We start from the raw sequence: 17159 nt of genomic DNA on the forward strand, positions 1-17159 counted from the left end.
AGGCTCCCTGTATGCCTTTAGAGGCAGGGGCCTTTTTTGGTACGGCGACAACATTTCAAAATATCGCTGTATAACTCATTTTGTTTTACAACCGTTTCCATACAGACATGGATCTGACTCCCTTTTATTCACGTTCGATCTGCCCCAGTTGTATAGACAGGCTCTCCCATTCTCCGGCAGGAATTCCACTGGTCAGTGTCTCATGAAGGGCACCTACGGCTTCCTCAAGTCTCTCTTCCAATTGACGGGATTGATGCTGCAAAGACTGCTCAAGCTGGGTGTCATAGAATTGAACCAGCTTATTCTCTGCAGCAGGCAGAACATCAATCACCATCTGTTTAATAACAGGATCAAGTGCCTCTTGCAGCCGCTGGCGTCCCTCCCCTTCGAAGAACTGTTTCGGATTACGGAAATAACTCAGATACGCTTTCCAACCCGAAGGTTCTTCCAAACGCACCTCTTCCAGCACAGGCGTGCTCCAGCGTTCGTTCAGAGGCAACGACAGATCCATCCCTCCGGATAATCGTTTGAGTTCATCTACACATTCGGTCACTTGTTTGTGCAACCAATTCTGGCCAGCCTGCTCGAGTCTGAGTGTAGTCGCAAGCAGTTCCTGTTCCAGTTCGATGGCAATCATGCGCAGCAGTTCGCGACCGCAGGCAGCGAAGGCTGCTTTCAGATTTCCCCGATCCTCTCGAAGAACTGATGGGTGGAATGCCTCTGCCATGAACAGACCAAAACGGTAACCCAGGCGCTGCCGCACATGGAAGAGCAGTTCAGCCGTTTCCTGAGCCAATTCCGCCTTCATGGACCGTTCCGCGAGCAAATGTATCCTCTGAAGTGACTGTTCCTGGATTGAGCCAAGCTCATCCCGACGTCGCTGTAGAACCTCTTCCCCCTGAGTTGCATCCTCAGCACGTGTCTTCAGTCGTTTGATCACCCGTGCGATCTCTTCAGAAGCCCCACCGACCGCCAGATCCGCAAGTTCTCTTCCTGCGAATCGGTTAAATTCTTCCTCGAACTGAATAAAGCCGGATTGCTCCAGTAACGTCGCATCGTTGGCCGTCTTGCCTTCCATCGCCAGCATGCTGGATACCGGAAAGAGACGTGGTGCCCGAATGCCATTACTGCGCAGTTGTGTGCTCACATGGTCAAGTACCTGCTCCAACTCCTCTTCAGAGGAAGACAAATCACTAGCATTAACTACAAAGAACATCTGATCCATTGCCGAGCTGTCTTTCACTCGTCCCAATTGATTCAGGAACTGGCGGTCTCCCTGAGAGAAGGCATGGTTGTAGTACGTTACGAAAATGAGTGCATCCGCATTCTTCATATAATTGAATGTCACGCCCGTATGACGGGCATTCACGGAGTCAGCCCCCGGCGTATCCACAAGTACAATGCCTTGTTCTGTCACATCACAACTGTAGTACAGGTCAATACTATCTACAAAGCAAGACTTCCTCTCATTGGCAACAAAGTTTCGATATCCGTTCAGATCTACCAGCACATCCTGGCCAAGTTGATCTGCAGTATCCTCCCAGCCTGCTGCGGCTGCCTGCAAAAAGCTGTAATGCGGACGCCCCGCCGGATGCACATCCTGTGGTGAAAGGGCTTTGACCCGTTTTTGCCAGTCTGCCCCAGGCTCGCCCAGTCCGAGCAAACGGAAGGAATACGCGAGATCTTCCTGGAAGGCGTCCGGGGTCTTCATCCGGACCCGGGCTGTTCCATGCTCCGCACCACCGGACGGAGCCATGATCCGGTTAATTGCCGCTGTCGTTGGATGCGGCGAGACCGGTAACACGGCTTCGCCCAGCAGCGCGTTGGCGAAGGAGGACTTCCCGGCGCTGAACGCTCCGAACAGCGCCAGCGTAAACGTGCCGCCCGCAAGCGAAGCCGCGCGTGCACGCAAATCCCGTACCGCCGACCCCATGGCGGGGTACGGCTCTACCAGCGCAGCGGCGGCTTCCAGCCGTGCCGCCGCTGCGTCCAGGCGCCGGCGGCGCTGTGCGCCAGCCGCCGGCTGCCCATGCACCGCCGCTTTGCGCGGCGGCGGTGCCCCTGGAGTCTGTGGCTGCGCAGCCACAGACTCTGCCGTGCCCGTGTGCGGGCCGGGAGCTTCGCCCGGCTCGTGCGCGGGCACGAATGGGCCCTGCACCTCCGGCAATAGCCCGGAGGTGAGGGGGCCCGCAGCAGGCAGCAGGCTGCGCAGCCCTGCTGCCTCGGCGTCGGCGGCGCGCTGCAGCGCCGTATAGCGCGCCGCCGACGCGGATTGCGCCAGCAGCGCTGCGCGGCTGGCGTCCAGCGCCTGGAGCGCAACTTCGCCCTGCGCGCCCAGCGCTTCAAGCAAGCGGTCGGCCAGCATCATGGCCGCCCTGCGGTAACGGGTCTCAATTTCGCCCCGTATATCTTTACTGAATTGAAGCACATACTCGGGAGACACCTCTGCACTGGCGCTTCGTTTCATCTCCAAAAGTGCTTCATCTACCGCAGGCAGCTCCGCGTTCAGCGCCTGCTCCCATTCAGCGCCCCACAGCTGATGGGCTTCACCCAGCTGTCTGAGCATGGTACGGATATGCACCTCCACTTGTCCTGAGGCCTGATCCTGCAAAAGTCGCACAAGCTCAGCAGCACGACGCTGTTTCTCCTGCTCGGTCTTGCCACCAGAGAACAATAAGCCTACCCGGAAGCCGGGTTTACGGCTCTCCAAATAAGCCGCGGCAGAGGTGCGAATATCGGCCGGGGTCAGGTTCGCATTCGCCAGAAGAGGTTCCAACTCCGCCCGAAACTTCTCCCGTTCACGCGATGGTTTGGAACGAAGCTCTGCTTCCTTTTGATCCAGAAGAGCCAGCTCCCGTTCTAAGCGTTCAATGCCTTCCTTGCCCCCAACTTCCTCCAGGAGCGCAGTCTCTTCCTCTTCGCGTTCTTCCGCCTGTCTTGTCAGATGCTGCTCCGTCACATGACTCGCCGAGCTTGCAAGGCTATGCCTGATTAACCCTTCCTTCTCCTTCATCATATGTTCAATCAGTTGAGGAAGCTGCTCCCACTGGTTGTAACGATGCTCTCTGTCCCGAAGTGAAGTAAACAACAGACCATCATACCGGACTTCCCAGGCTGCAAAAATAGCTTCTACACCTTCAACATATTGGTCAAACGAAAGCTCCCGTTCCCGATGTTTGTCAATCTGATTTACGATAAGAAACAACGGTTTGCCCCAATCCGATAGACTTTTAGCAAAAGAAAGGTTGCTTTCCGATTGTACATGGTTATAATCCATCACATAGAACACCACATCGGCAAGATGTAGTGCTGAATGTGTTGCTAGGCTGTGCCCCTGATCGGTCGAATCCACGCCTGGTGTATCAAGTAATACCACATCATCTTTCAGTAGGGGGATATCATCCCATACTTCAATGGAGGTGTATGCCCCGCCATTCTTGCAATACTCTTCCAATTGTTCCGGAGAAACCTCAAGAACCCCTCCTGAATTGTCAGCGCTTACGTTTGATGACGTATAAATAAGTGCTCTCGGCTCACCGTTACGGATGGATACAACATTCGCACTTGTAGGTACAGGACTCGAAGGCAAAACCCGCTTGCCACATAAACTATTAATTAGACTCGATTTGCCTGCCGAGAAGTGTCCACAAAACGCAATTGTTAACTGTTTCATTTCCGCCTTACTGATCAAATCCGTTAAAGCCTGTACAGCTGTATGGTCCCCTGTCTGCTCCATTGCTTCTCGCAGTGGAAGCAGAGGTTTGGCCATCTCTACTGGGTAATCTGTTCTGGACATGACTGGCCTTCCCCCTGGCTCCTCTAATTTGACATCTGGTCCGATGTCTTTATCTTATAATCCATTTATTTTACCATTATCAAGTTTGAAATTGAACGGTGTCAATCGCAAGATCGCTGACAAAAGAATAGTTTCTCGGCCATTCTCCACATAAAAAAATAAAACCGATCCTGTCGGTTTTATCTGCAAAACGATTGTATTCCATAAGCCTGCTGCGTCCATGCCCATGGGGATCACATTCAATAGGATCACCTATGGACATCGAAGCAGCACAGCTCCTTATTTCAAATCTCTTAAGAAACAGCGTTCTCCATCGAAGGCAGCAAAATTTCAAATACTTGTCCATGCTGCAAAATCGTAATGTCACGACCTTTGTCTCTCATGACAACTACTTCTGGTTTCGTGGACATACGCTCCAGATAATGTTCAGGCACATCGCCAGAATGACTTACAGTGATACCTTCTACTTCTTTTTCTTCGTTTTCAGCCATTTCCTGTTCAACGATTTGTTCGAAAATATCGGAGAAGGCCTCAAAATTGTCAGTGTACACGGAAATGCATTTCATGATTACTCATCCTCTTCTGCTCATTAATTTATTTTTCGTTTTGGGGTTGTGGCACGTTCCTTATCTTTCCTGATTTGGGACGTTTTCATACGCTTTTTCCCTTCCCTGCATATGTCCAGCAACGGACAGATATGACATTGAGGGTTTTGTGCCTTGCAATGGTAGCGTCCAAAAAATATGATCCGATGATGAGTTAAAGTCCACTCATCCCGGGGTACGCGCTTCATCAGTTTTTTCTCGACTTCAAGTACGGAGTCATCCCAACCTGCCAGTGCCAGCCTTTTGGATACACGTTCAACATGCGTATCCACCGCAATTGCCGGAACTCCAAATGCATTGGATACCACAACATTTGCAGTTTTCCGCCCAACACCAGGGAGCGTCACAAGCTGATCATGTTCCTGCGGTACATCACCGCCATACTGCTCTATTAAAATTCGGCACATGTTCTGAATATGCTTGGCCTTGTTTCGGTACAAGCCGATACGCCGGATATCCTGTTCCAACTCTTCAAGAGGGACAGCCAGATAATCGGCAGGGCTGGTGTACTTTTGGAACAAGTCTGCGGTTACCTTGTTTACCGTTTCGTCGGTGCACTGGGCAGACAACAGGACGGCTACAGTCAGTTCAAACGCATTGCTGTGATTTAATTCGCAATGTGCATCAGGAAACATCGCTTCCATTGTATCGAGTATATGCCTAACAGTGGCTGCATTCATGAAGAGCTACCTCCCACAAAATGACCCCACGCGGTGGAGCCTTACTTCGAAGCTTCTTTCGAGTACTTTGCAGGGACCCCAAAAATCTTGCAAAAAAAACGTCCTGATACGGGAAAGATCCCGCATCAAGACGGTCATTCTTTTGATCCTCGAAAAGAAACGATTACTGTTTTTGGATCTCCAAAACAACGTTGTTCAGGAGATACAATACAATATTATCATTATCTTTGAGAGATTGCACGCTTAAAGTGTTGTCACCCTGGTGAACAAATGCACCTGTACCCAGTGCAAAACGATAATTCGTGTCCGAAGTAGACTCGCGTTTAACCAAAATCTGATTACCGACTCCATCGTAAGACCAGAACTGCTTGCCCATAACCGTTAACACTCTGAAACGAGTCGAATTGTCCGTATCTTTCGTCATTTCAACACGATCACCTACGGTAAGGCTGCCCAGCGTGGTTAACGTAGATCCCGATTTGACCACTTTTACAGCCCCGCTAACAGGAACCGTCTCACTCTGACCGTTAAACAGCTTCAGTGTGACTGACGAAGCATCGACAGATGTCACCTCTGCAAGCGTGCGTTTAACCACCTGAACTACTTTAGGTGTAGTTCCCTCAAATGTTACGTTAATCAAGTTGCCCACTGTCAACTGTGATGCCGTAATAGTCTGACCGCTCTCTCCTGTCAGCACCGCTTGATCAACATAAAACTGACTTGTCAGCGAATCCGATTTTACACGAACGCGACCATTCGTCTCTACAGAGACTACTTCAAATTGAGCAACGGTGTTCAAAGCCACTTTTTGCACATAGTCCTGATTCGAACCCAGCGTAACTGTGACACTATCACCGATCTTCAAGTCACTCAGACTTGCTCCAGATTTGTTGTAGATCTCAATCGTTGGAACCGTAGAGTACGGCACAGTGATCGTTTGGCTTCCAGACAACAAACTGATTTTTTTGCCCGAAGTATCGATACTACTGATTGTACCTTCGTATTTGTAGATCACTTTAACAGATAGCGCACGAGTTCCCACATACGTCAGATCCAATTTGCGACCATCATTCAACAAAGACTCCAATCCAGCAAGTGTTGGCTTCGATGTGTTGTAGTCCAGCTTCGTTTTGTCATCCAGCGTGAACACAAACGGTTTTTTATTGCTGTCGAGAACCGTCAATACTTTTGTTTTGCTGTTGTAGGATACAACAGAAACCCCGTTCATAGGCTCCATCTGACGTCCGATCACTTGAATGCGTGTCACACGATCTTCAGAATTTAACGTAAGCTCAACCTGATCTCCATTGGTTGCGTCTGTAATCAGATCATTCAGCGTTGCATCCTGAATTCCGTTAATGACCACTTCCGGCTTTTCTGCCAGCAGCTTCGCTTCCAGCGATCCACCTTCACGTTTAAACGTCAGTGTGGATTGGTTACCACCGATCTCCACCAGTGTACCGCGTAAAGACTGCTCTACACCTTGCGACAATTCCATCGTTTGCAGGATGCTGTCTTTCACCGTATATTTCACGGCACTTCCCGCTTTGAGATCAGCCAGGGAAAGGATTCGGTCCTGATAACGAATGATCAGATTATCGTTATAGGTGTATTGCTCAGTGGTTCCGGCTGCATTGGTAAGCTTAATGGTTTTGGCAGAAGTTGTTATTTCAGCAACGACACCACTATCACTTTTGTTGACAATACCGGACTTCACACGAATAACGACTGTCTTTTTGTCAGCCGAGAACGTCTCACGCTGTACTTCAATGGTGCTGTCTGTTGTAATATCAGACAGTTTAATTGTATTTCCGTTTTGATCGATAAATGCCGTTGCCTCATCGTAGCCGTATGTTTCGTAATTCTCGCCTACAAACAAGCCAATTTTATTACCTGACAATGAACGAGCAAACGTACCTTCAACGCTTTCCACCTGCGGTGTAGCATCAACCACTTCCACATAAGAAGCCGTACCGGTAGTGCCTACAACCTGAACTTTTGTATACAGCTTCACATCCGCAGACGACGCACGGGATTCACTGTCTTTTGTAAAGTAAGGCGTACTGCTGTTCACTGCAAAGTTGACGGCTTTTCCGTCTACCACCAACGTGATCTGCCCATCTTTTAACCCAGTAACATAACCTGTGGATGTGTTCGGATACTTCGTATCCGTTAACGTTTCGCCACGGCTGAAGAATGTTGCGAGTTGAGCACGAGTTACAGAGCCGGTTGGATTAAATTTGTTGCCATCTACACCTTTGGCAAGGTCCAGGCTTACAGCCAGATTGATGTACCCTTTGCCACTTTCGGAAATGCTATCATTATCCGCAAATCCGGTAGATTGATTGTTTTGCGCCTTCGCTTCAGCATCTTTGTTCAGCGAACGGATCAGCAATTTCGTAATCCATTCACGTGATGCCGGTTTTTGTCCCCAGGATGTTTTGGACACATCCACTGTAGATTCTTCGGTTTTATCAATTAGTCCCAGTTGAAGCGCCAAAGCGACATATGGCTTGAAATAGTTTCCCACTTCCATATTTGTCGGTAATGCCGTAGCCGTGCTGTCGTTCAACTGGTTCTCCTTATTCATAAAACGGATCGCCATCGTCACAGCTTCCTGCTGCGTTACCGCGTCTCCCGGACGGAACAGGCCGTTGTTACCGAGAAGAATGCCTTGATAGGCCAGCTTGTACACATGTTTCTCAGCCCAGTATCCAACCTTGATATCACTGAACAAACCGGTTGGTGCAGCTGTATTGCTTGCAGTTGCAGTCTGACCCTGCCCCGTATCTGTTGATTCTGCTGCCATGGCTGCTCCGCCGGCGCTAAGGGCCATCATGCCTGCAAGCACGGCTGAAACTACTTTTTTAGAGTGTGATGGATTATTATATTTAAAAGTCACCTATGATTCCCCTCTCTCATGTAAAACGGCCGATATTCCGCAGATTCACGGTAAAACAACATGCTGTACAACCTATTCGGATCGTGTCATTGGATGCTCAAGATCCACATGGCCCATCAAACTCTCCGATTGCTTGCCGTCTACCAGCAAATCCAGTGATTTGACTTCATCAAACTGGAAGAACGTTTGCTTCAAAGCATCGATGGCAAACACTTCGCCACCTGCGCCAAGACGTGCTGTGTCCGGCATATGGATATCCAGAGTAAGCGCACCGTCTTTGAACTGAACCGATTTCAATTCAATTTCTTTCGCCCAAAGGGGAACGAGTTTGTCGTCCTTGCTTTGTTGCAGCGCTGCAAATGCAGCCTTGTACTTGGCTTCATCCGAAGCGTAAGAAAGTTCTGCCGATGCTTTATGCAATTCCAACTCTTCCAGATCTGTGTAGTACACATCAATGGTCTTCTTCTCATTGCTTTCGGAAGTTCCAGGTTTCTCTGAAGTAGTTCCACCCGATGGAGTCGTTGTGCCCTCCGTACTACCTTCTGTAGTATCCGGTGTCGTTGTCGTTGTATCCTCCGGTGCCACTGTCACGGGATCAGTAACATCCGTCTTATTCTGATCGTCAGACGCATTATTCTCTGCCCCCGCACCTTGAGTCTGATTTGGAGCTGGAGCTGCTGTTGGCTTGCTTCCACATCCAGCAGCAACTGTCATCACCGTTACCAGCAGCGCTGCAATCCATAATTTTTTGTTCATTCTAACTCCGCCTCCTGATCATAAGGGTTGAACCCTTATTTAATTCCCAGATACTCCTTGATCCCTGCAACAATCCCTTTGGCTACACTGTTCTGGAAACTTTCAGTGAACAATGCCGCTTCATCACTTTTGTTGCTCAGGAAACCGGCTTCCAGCAAAACTGCCGGCATCGTTGTTTCACGGGTTACGTGGAGACTTGCCGTTTTTACTCCGCGGTCCTTCAGGCCAGATGATTGCAGAAGGTACTTGTGCATCACCGTAGCCAATGCCTTGCTATTTGAACGGGTGTAATACGTCTCCACACCGTTTGCCGCTGCAGACCCGCTGTTCGCATGAATGGAAATAAAGATATCCGCCTTCAATTTTTCTGCAATCTTTACTCGTTCACTCAAAGCCAAAAATGTATCATCGCTGCGCGTCAGCACAACGTCAATGTTGGATTCTTTTTTCAGCAATGCTTCCACTTTCAGAGCCATTGCCAGATTGAAGTCTTTTTCCTTCTTGCCGGTTACACCGATGGCTCCTGGATCCTGATCACCGTGTCCAGCGTCTACAACAACAACTTTTTTGCCGTTGTTTCCAACAGGAGGCTGCGGCGTTGTAGTGCCTTCTTTGTTCAGATCAATCATAACCAGACCAGAGTCACTTTGCACGTCATAACCTTTGGCATTACTCAGATCAATGACAAAACGAAGGGTCGAAGGACTATTGCTGTACAGGGAATAACGAATCTTCGACACATCCGGATATCCACTCACTACAAGCTGTCCATTCTGGTTGCTGTCCAAAGCTTGTCCTTCACTAAAAGAATCAGCGAATGCGGTATTTGGCAAGTCTATAACGATTCGATCCGGTCCTGTCATCGTGAAGACGTTCGGCTTCGTATTTCCGCTTGTTGCAATCAAAAAGCGGTTGTCACTGAAGCTGATGCCGTTCACCAGTACAAGACCATCCTGATCCGATCCTCCACCATCATTACCAGAGTTCGGAGGAGTAGTTGTCCCGTTTCCGGAACCTGAATTCTGGGTAACTAATGTTACCGTCTTCGTTGTATTGTTCCAACCCACCTTAAGACCCATTTGCTCACCAATGAACCTTAAAGGCACAAGTGTGGTTCCATTTTTCACGAGTGGCGGGGCATCCAGGTTCACGTTACTGCCGTTCACCGTTGCCGTCTTCTGTCCAACAATCATCTGCATGGCAGTGTGGTCTTTGCTAATAGTCACGGTGCTTGTTGCCTGTTTCCAGTCCACACCATATCCCAGGCTCTCCGAAATAACCCGAATCGGAACCATCACTTTGCTATTGATGATTTCCGCCTTGGCATCCGAAGGCTGCACAATTTCTTTCCCATCTAGGATAATGTGCGTATCTGCTGCTGCATGACTATAGCCCGGGAAAACGAGCCCAAAGACAAATAACAGTACCAAAAAACCGAACTTCTTCATCCTTCACCCCTACCATTCTCATATTTTTTTGCCGCATGTTGTGCACCTTCAGCTCCGACTGACCACTGAGGCATTACCAGACACCTATTAGACGCCCTGTACTCTCAAAAGTTGCGAATATATTCCAACATAACAGAAAAAAAACGTTGTCAAATCAAGCTTTTTCTACATTTTATTGTCTGTATTTTTCCTTATTTATCAATTATGCATCTCGAAACAACGGACTACCCTGACCTTCATATTTGCGCACAACCTTTATTAAAGACCCAAATATTCAACAATTCCGTCTACGATGGCCTGTGCACATTTGTTCTGATACTCTTCGGTCAGCATCAATGCTTCATCCGCAGGATTACTCAGAAATCCGAGTTCAAGCAGAACCGCCGGCATCGTTGTTTCACGGGTTACATGCAGACTTGCCGTTTTGACTCCCCGATCCTTAAATCCCGTAATCGGCAACACATGCTTGTGCAAAATGTCGGCCAAATCCTTACTCTCTTTACGACTGTACAACGTTTCAATTCCATTGGGAACAGGGGTTGTAAACTTGTTTCCATGGATCGACACAAAAATATCCGCCTGATTCAGTTGAGCGATATCCACACGTTGCTGCAGGGATAATTCCGTGTCATCCTGCCTTGTAATTACCGTCTGAATCTCCGCATGCTGTTGTAGAAGTGCCTGAACTTTGAGTCCCACAGCCAAATTAAAGTCCTTCTCATAGGCGCCTGTCACACTGACGGCCCCCGACTGTCGTCCACCATGTCCCGGATCAATAATCACGACCTTTTTGCCATCATTGGTTGGCAAAGCAGGCTGACTGGTTAATTCTCCATTACTCAGTGCAAGATCAACAAGCAACACGTTGTTCTCGCCCAGTGACCATTTGGCGGTCGCCACCTGACTCAGATCGAGGACCACACGTACCGTTGAAGGCGTTTGACTAAACACTGCATATCGCACCTTGGAAACCAGTGATGAATCCGTAACCAAAAGAGTTCCGCTGCCATCCGGATTGGTAGCCTGTCCCTGGATGAACTCCTTGGCAAATGTGGTGTCAGGCAGATCTACGATGATCCGATCGGGTCCGCTTAGACTGGAAATCTTCGGTGTGATTCTCCCATTCGTCGCCAGGATCAAACGATCTCCGCCGAAGCTGATGCTTTGAAGCTCAGACAGACCATCCGGCTCAGGAGCTTCCACGGGATCAATTTCACTTTCCGTATCTGCTACAGGAGGGATGCTGGCTAGGCTTACGGTCTTGGTTCCATTGTCCCATCCCACACGCAGACCCATGCCCTCACCGACAAATCGTAACGGAACCAGTGTAGTTCCCTGTTTAATAAGAGGCGGTGAATCGAGAGTTACCCGATTTCCATTTACCGTGGCAGCATCTTCACCTGCAGTCATCTGGATATTGCTGTTGCCTTTGAGAATACGAACGGTCTGGGTGGCTTTCTCCCATTTCACCTGATAACCGAGGTTTTCAGAGACGATTCGGATGGGCACCATCACGGTTTTGCCAATATTCTCGGCCGGAGCTCCTGACTGTTGATTAATGGTCACACCGTCCAGCACAATCGAGGGAGACGAATCGGCATTTGCCATGACAGGAAATAAACACAGGAACAGAAAAACAAAGACTGCTGCCGACCATTTCTTCATACATCAACCACCATTCTGTTTGTCTTTTGAACCTTCGATCTGATTCGCTGTGATGCAGCACTCGACTCTATCTACCCTTCCATAATCTACTAATCAGTTTATCAGATATTGTCACTCCATCCGGTTACAACGTTGTCATATTTAGTCGGAATACCCTGCAATTCGAAGACAGAATTGCATCGTTGTAAATGCAAAAAAACCTCCAATTCGAGCCAAGGAACGGTGAAGTTCCCTGCACGATTGGAGGTTTGATATACGAAGTACAGATGAAAGATTAGACTGAGGCCGTTTGTCCAAACAATTTAGCCGCATGGCGTTGTTCGTAAGCTGCTATTTCGTCATCATGTTGAAGTGTGAGACCAATATCGTCCAGTCCTTGCAACAGGAATTGACGACGATGCTCATCCAGATCAAAATCAATATGCAGCCCGTAAGCATCTGTAATCGTTTTGTTTTCCAGATTCACATTCATCTCATAGCCTTCATGAGTCGCTGTACGCTGGAACAGATCTTCTACCTGCTCTTCGGACAGCTTGATCGGCAAGATCCCGTTCTTGAAGCAGTTATTATAGAAGATATCGGCATAGGAAGGTGCAATTACGCAACGGAATCCGTAATCCATAATCGCCCATGGAGCATGCTCACGGGAAGATCCACAGCCAAAGTTAGCGCGTGAGATCAGAATAGATGCACCTTCGTAGCGAGGTTTATTCATTTCGAAGGAAGGGTTGTTGTTGCCCTCTTCGTCAAAACGCCATTCGTAGAACAAAAATTGTCCAAATCCGGTCCGTTCGATCCGTTTCAAAAATTGTTTCGGAATGATTGCATCTGTATCTACATTGACCCGGTCTACCGGTGCAACGATGCCTTGCAGTGTTTTGAATTCATCCATATCATTCGTTCTCCCTTCAATCCGTTCCTTTGTTAGATAGCTGCTTCCGTTTTGAAATTCCAGTCACGTACGTCTACGAAGTGTCCCTTAACCGCTGCTGCTGCCGCCATTGCAGGAGATACGAGGTGAGTCCGTCCTCCGCGTCCCTGACGTCCTTCGAAGTTACGGTTGGAAGTCGAAGCACAACGTTGTCCTGGTTTCAATACATCCGGGTTCATTGCCAGACACATACTGCACCCTGCATCACGCCATTCAAATCCAGCCTCTGTGAAGATTTTATCCAGACCTTCTTTTTCGGCCTGAATTTTAACACGTCCCGAGCCTGGAACAACGATCGCTGTAACGTTACTGGATACGGTGTGGCCTTTAGCTACCTGTGCAGCAGCACGCAGATCTTCAATCCGTCCATTGGTGCATGAACCGATAAATACATAATCAACCGGAATTTCGGAGATCGGTGTTCCAGGTTCCAAGCCCATATATTCAAGCGCTTTTTCAGCTGCTTTACGTTCGTTTTCTGTTGGCAGTTCAGCCGGGACAGGAACTTTCGAAGAAATGTCGGTTCCCATTCCTGGGCTAGTACCCCAAGTTACTTGCGGAATTAATGATTCCACATCGATTTCAACGATACGGTCGAATTCAGCACCTTCGTCAGTTACAAGCTCTTTCCAGGCAGCAACCGCTTCATCGAATTTGCCATCGGCAGGTACGTATTCACGTCCACGCAGATATTCAAATGTGGTTTCATCCGGAGCAATCATACCCGCTCTTGCTCCACCTTCAATGGACATGTTGCAGACGGTCATACGCTCTTCCATGCTCAGTTCACGGATCGATTCACCCGTATATTCAATAACATATCCAGTAGCAAAGTCTGTACCGTATTTGGCGATGACTGCGAGAATCATATCCTTCGCGGTTACACCCGGGTTACGTTTGCCGACAAAACGAACTTCCATTGTTTTGGCTTTGGCTTGCTGTAAACATTGGGTTGCCATAACATGCTCTACTTCACTCGTACCGATACCGAATGCGAGTGCACCAAATGCACCATGTGTAGATGTGTGGCTGTCACCACATACAATTGTTTTACCTGGATGAGTCAGGCCCAGTTCAGGTCCCATAACGTGTACAACACCTTGATCGATGGTATCCAGATCATACAGTTTTACGCCGAAGTCACGGCAGTTTTGTGAAAGTGTGTCGATTTGTTGTTTGGAGATTGGATCCGTAATGTTGAAGCGATCCTTCGTTGGAACGTTGTGATCCATTGTTGCAAACGTAAGTTCAGGGCGACGGACTTTACGACCGCTCAGACGCAGACCTTCAAACGCCTGTGGCGATGTTACTTCATGCACCAGATGCAGATCGATGTACAAAATGCTTGGTTTGCCTTCTTCCTGATGAATCACGTGATTTTCCCAAATTTTCTCAAACATCGTTTTTTTACTCATCATTTTCACCTCATCATAAGTTCGGTCCTTGGAAGAGCCTACGTTGTTCCTCTAAAAGTGAAGCTCTTGAATGACATAAATATATCACCCTGTCCTTCATTGTTCCAAGATATAATATCTATAGATGTAATAGGTTTAACCTATAATGAGGCAAAAGCAAATAAACCATAGCTATACGCAGAGGTTTCAATTGATAACAATTATCATTATCATATAAGTCTTATACTACGGTCCAGCTTCGTCGCTGTCAACGCTTTTTATGCAAAATAGAAAAAAGCAGCCCTGTTACCAGGGCTACCATGACTACATCTCGCCTGTTCCATACGTGCGTATTCCCCATATCTATCCATTCATTGCATTCCTGCCTCTGCTGGAAGCGAATTACTTCTTGTCCCCACTGCTTTGATAACGAAATTGTAGGCTTTGGAAGAATCGATGCCGTTTAATGTATAGCTGTAACTCGTCTGACCGCTTACAGCCGGTACATACACGCTCCAATTCGTGCTGACTTTATCATTCTTCTCGTAAATCCGGTAACCTCGTACCGGCTCAGAACTATTTGCCGGCGCTTTCCACGAAAGAACTGCACGGTTCGCTGACTGTTTTACTGCGCTTGCATTTTGAACTGTGCCAGGTTTGACGTCAGTCCGTTTAATACTGTAAGCATCATATACGGCAAGGGGTTTATCTTTAACTGCTGTGTAGGATGTAAATTTCAGCACATCGCTTGTAATGGAAACATCCACAAACATTTTCTTGTTGGGCTGATCGTTTTTTGCTGCAAAAAACGTGTCTGCGTCTGGATTAAGAGCATAGAATTTCGAAGCGGCCGAGTTACCCATTAGATATACAGTGCCTTTGGGATTCAGCACATTTCCCTGCTCATCGGTAATGACATTCTTAATTGGAACGTTGTTCAGCATTTGAAAAGACCTCATATACATATGGTCATGTCCCTCAAACACCATATCCACACCCAGCTCATCAAATACAGGAATCAGATATTTTCGGTAAAATTCTACCCGTTCACTTTCTGCTGAAGCATTATCCCCTGAAGAATAAGCTCCCTTATGCATAGAGACGAATTTCCACTTCTTGTCGGTCTTTGCCACCTGATTCCGCATCCATTCCAATTGCTTCGTGAATTGAATATCCGCTTTGTAAGGCTTGACCTCCCCTTCGTACTGGGAATTGATTTGCATGAACAAGGCATCGCCGTATTCGAAAGCATACACCGACCCGTCATGCGCACCCGTTCCGACATCTTTTGGAAGATTAAAATGGTTATAGAAGTTATTGTTCGGATAATCCTCTATCTCATGATTGCCGATGATCGGCGCAAATGGCACATTGGCAAATTCTTTTTTCGGCACACCCAAGAACCACTGCCACAGCTGCTCCAGATCACCGTCATCCGTTAGATCCCCTGTAAGAAGAACAAACTTGGGATCTACTGTTTTCTCAATAGCTCTCTTAAAAGTATCCTGCCACAGATCGAAATTCGACTTGCTGGAGCCTTGGGTGTCGGTTACATAGAGGAAATGGAAATCCTGATTATTCGCATTGTCCGTAGTAAAAGAACCTGTCTCGCTCCAGCCGTCCGCATCACCGTTACCAGCCCGGTACATATACTTGGTTCCAGGCTTGAGACGGCTTGCGATAACCTTATGACTGGCGAACTTTTTATACTTCTTGGAACTTCTGTCTCCTGACGTCATTAAGGTTTCAATAACTGTTGAGCTTCCCTCATAGGAAGTCGCCAGTTGTTCCGGGAACTCGCTTCCTCCCGCATTGGAAGCCTCTACCACTTGCACTACTGTACCTCTAACGGTTTCGGCTGTATACCAGTCAAAGGCGATACTTGTCTTTGGATCCCCATTAAAAGTCATGTTCAGCAGCGTTGGTGTTTTGTTGCCGGTGTCCTGAGACTTTGTCTTAAAGCTCCAGGTAATATCGTTGTCGGGTGTCCGGCCGTCCATTGTCCCCTTAAGAAGCTCTTTAGGGATGGTCACCTTGTAAGTTTTGCCGGCAGTAAAATTAGGGTGGCTGACTTTAATCGTATCTTGATCGAGGAGCGAGGCTGAGATGTTGTTAAGAGGCGCACTGTTTTCCGTGATTACAACTTGATAACCACTGTTGAGACTGATCGCTTTATTAAACTTTATTGTGATCTCTGCGTTAAGAGAAACATCTGAAGCTCCTGAAGCGGGAGTTTTGCTTACCTCAAGTGTGGGAGTGTCCCCAGGTTCGCCACTGCTGCGTGTTCCTTTAATGACTACATCCTTGATTCTGCTTGAGCCTGAGCTGGATACCGTTCCTCCGCTTACGCTTTTCACAGGGTCTACCACCCAGCGGATATAGAGTACATCTTGATTGTTTGTTCCCGCAGGCAAAGCGAGGTTCGTTAATTTGCAGGAATTATTGGCACAATTAAAATTGTTCTGGGCAAGAACCAGTTTACCGCCCATAACATCTGTCCATTCCTGCTGATTCGTGCTGTATTGTACATTAAAATCCCTGGGTCCCGTACTTGAAGAAGTTTGCTGTGAAGAGAGGAAGATACCTTCGAAGCCTTTGGTTGAGAGCGTGGCAAGCCAGTATTTAACGCCCGTTCCTTCATGCCAGCCCTGGTTGCGTACACTGTTCTCACCTGACTCATAGGTGTATGCATCTGTATTTGTTCCTACATCACGAATGGATGAAGCTGTCTGATATACCCCGCCGGTAGCCGGAAATATTCCGTTCTCACCTTTGTCTTTAAAAATCCACTGGGCAATCGTTTCCTGAACTGCAGCTGCTTCGCTTGCAAGATTTTCCTCATTTCCTTCCCTTCCTGCTGAGACAAAACCGGTCAACTCCATCGCAAGCAGCATACCTATAACCATTAGACTGATCACCTTGGAAAATCTGTTTTTGAGATAAGATTGGTTTTTATCCATTCGGCCCATCTCCCTCTTCATT

The 17159-nt window shown here is 47.9% G+C and carries 11 protein-coding genes; all 11 read right to left on the bottom strand.

Translation table 11 applies throughout. The annotated features are described in order from the left end of the window. Positions 1-124 precede the first annotated feature (124 nt). Positions 125-3796: a dynamin family protein gene (locus P364_RS0113190; protein WP_024630583.1), complete on the bottom strand. Its 3672-nt coding sequence runs from the start codon at positions 3794-3796 to the stop codon at positions 125-127. Positions 3797-3875: 79 nt separating this feature from the next. Next, positions 3876-4058: a hypothetical protein gene (locus tag P364_RS0113195; protein WP_024630584.1), complete on the bottom strand. Its 183-nt coding sequence runs from the start codon at positions 4056-4058 to the stop codon at positions 3876-3878. Between the two features lie 31 nt (positions 4059-4089). Then, the gene (locus P364_RS0113200) at positions 4090-4362 is read right to left on the bottom strand and encodes a hypothetical protein (RefSeq protein WP_024630585.1); all 273 of its coding nucleotides are present in this window, start codon (positions 4360-4362) and stop codon (positions 4090-4092) included. A gap of 23 nt (positions 4363-4385) precedes the next feature. Then, on the bottom strand, positions 4386-5081 hold the full coding sequence (gene nth / locus P364_RS0113205; protein WP_024630586.1) for an endonuclease III: 696 nt from the start codon (positions 5079-5081) through the stop codon (positions 4386-4388). A 163-nt stretch (positions 5082-5244) separates the two neighbouring features. Beyond that, positions 5245-7983 carry an S-layer homology domain-containing protein gene (locus P364_RS0113210; protein ID WP_024630587.1) on the bottom strand — a complete coding sequence of 913 codons (2739 nt, stop codon included), beginning with the start codon at positions 7981-7983 and terminating at the stop codon, positions 5245-5247. A 72-nt stretch (positions 7984-8055) separates the two neighbouring features. After that, positions 8056-8739: a GerMN domain-containing protein gene (locus P364_RS0113215; protein ID WP_024630588.1), complete on the bottom strand. Its 684-nt coding sequence runs from the start codon at positions 8737-8739 to the stop codon at positions 8056-8058. 35 nt (positions 8740-8774) lie between these two features. Continuing rightward, the gene (locus P364_RS0113220) at positions 8775-10187 is read right to left on the bottom strand and encodes an N-acetylmuramoyl-L-alanine amidase family protein (RefSeq protein ID WP_024630589.1); all 1413 of its coding nucleotides are present in this window, start codon (positions 10185-10187) and stop codon (positions 8775-8777) included. Between the two features lie 258 nt (positions 10188-10445). Further along, entirely contained in the window at positions 10446-11852 is a 1407-nt protein-coding gene (locus P364_RS0113225) for an N-acetylmuramoyl-L-alanine amidase family protein (protein WP_024630590.1), read from the bottom strand. A gap of 274 nt (positions 11853-12126) precedes the next feature. Then, positions 12127-12744, bottom strand: coding sequence for a 3-isopropylmalate dehydratase small subunit (gene leuD, locus P364_RS0113230; RefSeq protein WP_024630591.1), 618 nt, complete (start codon positions 12742-12744; stop codon positions 12127-12129). Positions 12745-12776: 32 nt separating this feature from the next. Next, complete coding sequence (gene leuC / locus P364_RS0113235) at positions 12777-14198, bottom strand: 3-isopropylmalate dehydratase large subunit (protein ID WP_024630592.1); 1422 nt, start codon at positions 14196-14198, stop codon at positions 12777-12779. Positions 14199-14548: 350 nt separating this feature from the next. Beyond that, the gene (locus P364_RS0113240) at positions 14549-17137 is read right to left on the bottom strand and encodes a metallophosphoesterase (RefSeq protein ID WP_024630593.1); all 2589 of its coding nucleotides are present in this window, start codon (positions 17135-17137) and stop codon (positions 14549-14551) included. Positions 17138-17159 lie beyond the last annotated feature (22 nt).

Source organism: Paenibacillus sp. MAEPY2 (assembly GCF_000499205.1).
Classification (GTDB): Bacteria; Bacillota; Bacilli; order Paenibacillales; family Paenibacillaceae; genus Paenibacillus; species Paenibacillus vandeheii.

Coding starts and splice junctions, on each gene's coding strand:
- P364_RS0113190 (WP_024630583.1), bottom strand. CDS start 3,796: ATGTCCAGAACAGATTACCCAGTAGAGATGGCCAAACCTCTGCTTCCA.
- P364_RS0113195 (WP_024630584.1), bottom strand. CDS start 4,058: ATGTCCATAGGTGATCCTATTGAATGTGATCCCCATGGGCATGGACGC.
- P364_RS0113200 (WP_024630585.1), bottom strand. CDS start 4,362: ATGAAATGCATTTCCGTGTACACTGACAATTTTGAGGCCTTCTCCGAT.
- nth (WP_024630586.1), bottom strand. CDS start 5,081: ATGAATGCAGCCACTGTTAGGCATATACTCGATACAATGGAAGCGATG.
- P364_RS0113215 (WP_024630588.1), bottom strand. CDS start 8,739: ATGAACAAAAAATTATGGATTGCAGCGCTGCTGGTAACGGTGATGACA.
- P364_RS0113220 (WP_024630589.1), bottom strand. CDS start 10,187: ATGAAGAAGTTCGGTTTTTTGGTACTGTTATTTGTCTTTGGGCTCGTT.
- P364_RS0113225 (WP_024630590.1), bottom strand. CDS start 11,852: ATGAAGAAATGGTCGGCAGCAGTCTTTGTTTTTCTGTTCCTGTGTTTA.
- leuD (WP_024630591.1), bottom strand. CDS start 12,744: ATGGATGAATTCAAAACACTGCAAGGCATCGTTGCACCGGTAGACCGG.
- leuC (WP_024630592.1), bottom strand. CDS start 14,198: ATGAGTAAAAAAACGATGTTTGAGAAAATTTGGGAAAATCACGTGATT.
- P364_RS0113240 (WP_024630593.1), bottom strand. CDS start 17,137: ATGGATAAAAACCAATCTTATCTCAAAAACAGATTTTCCAAGGTGATC.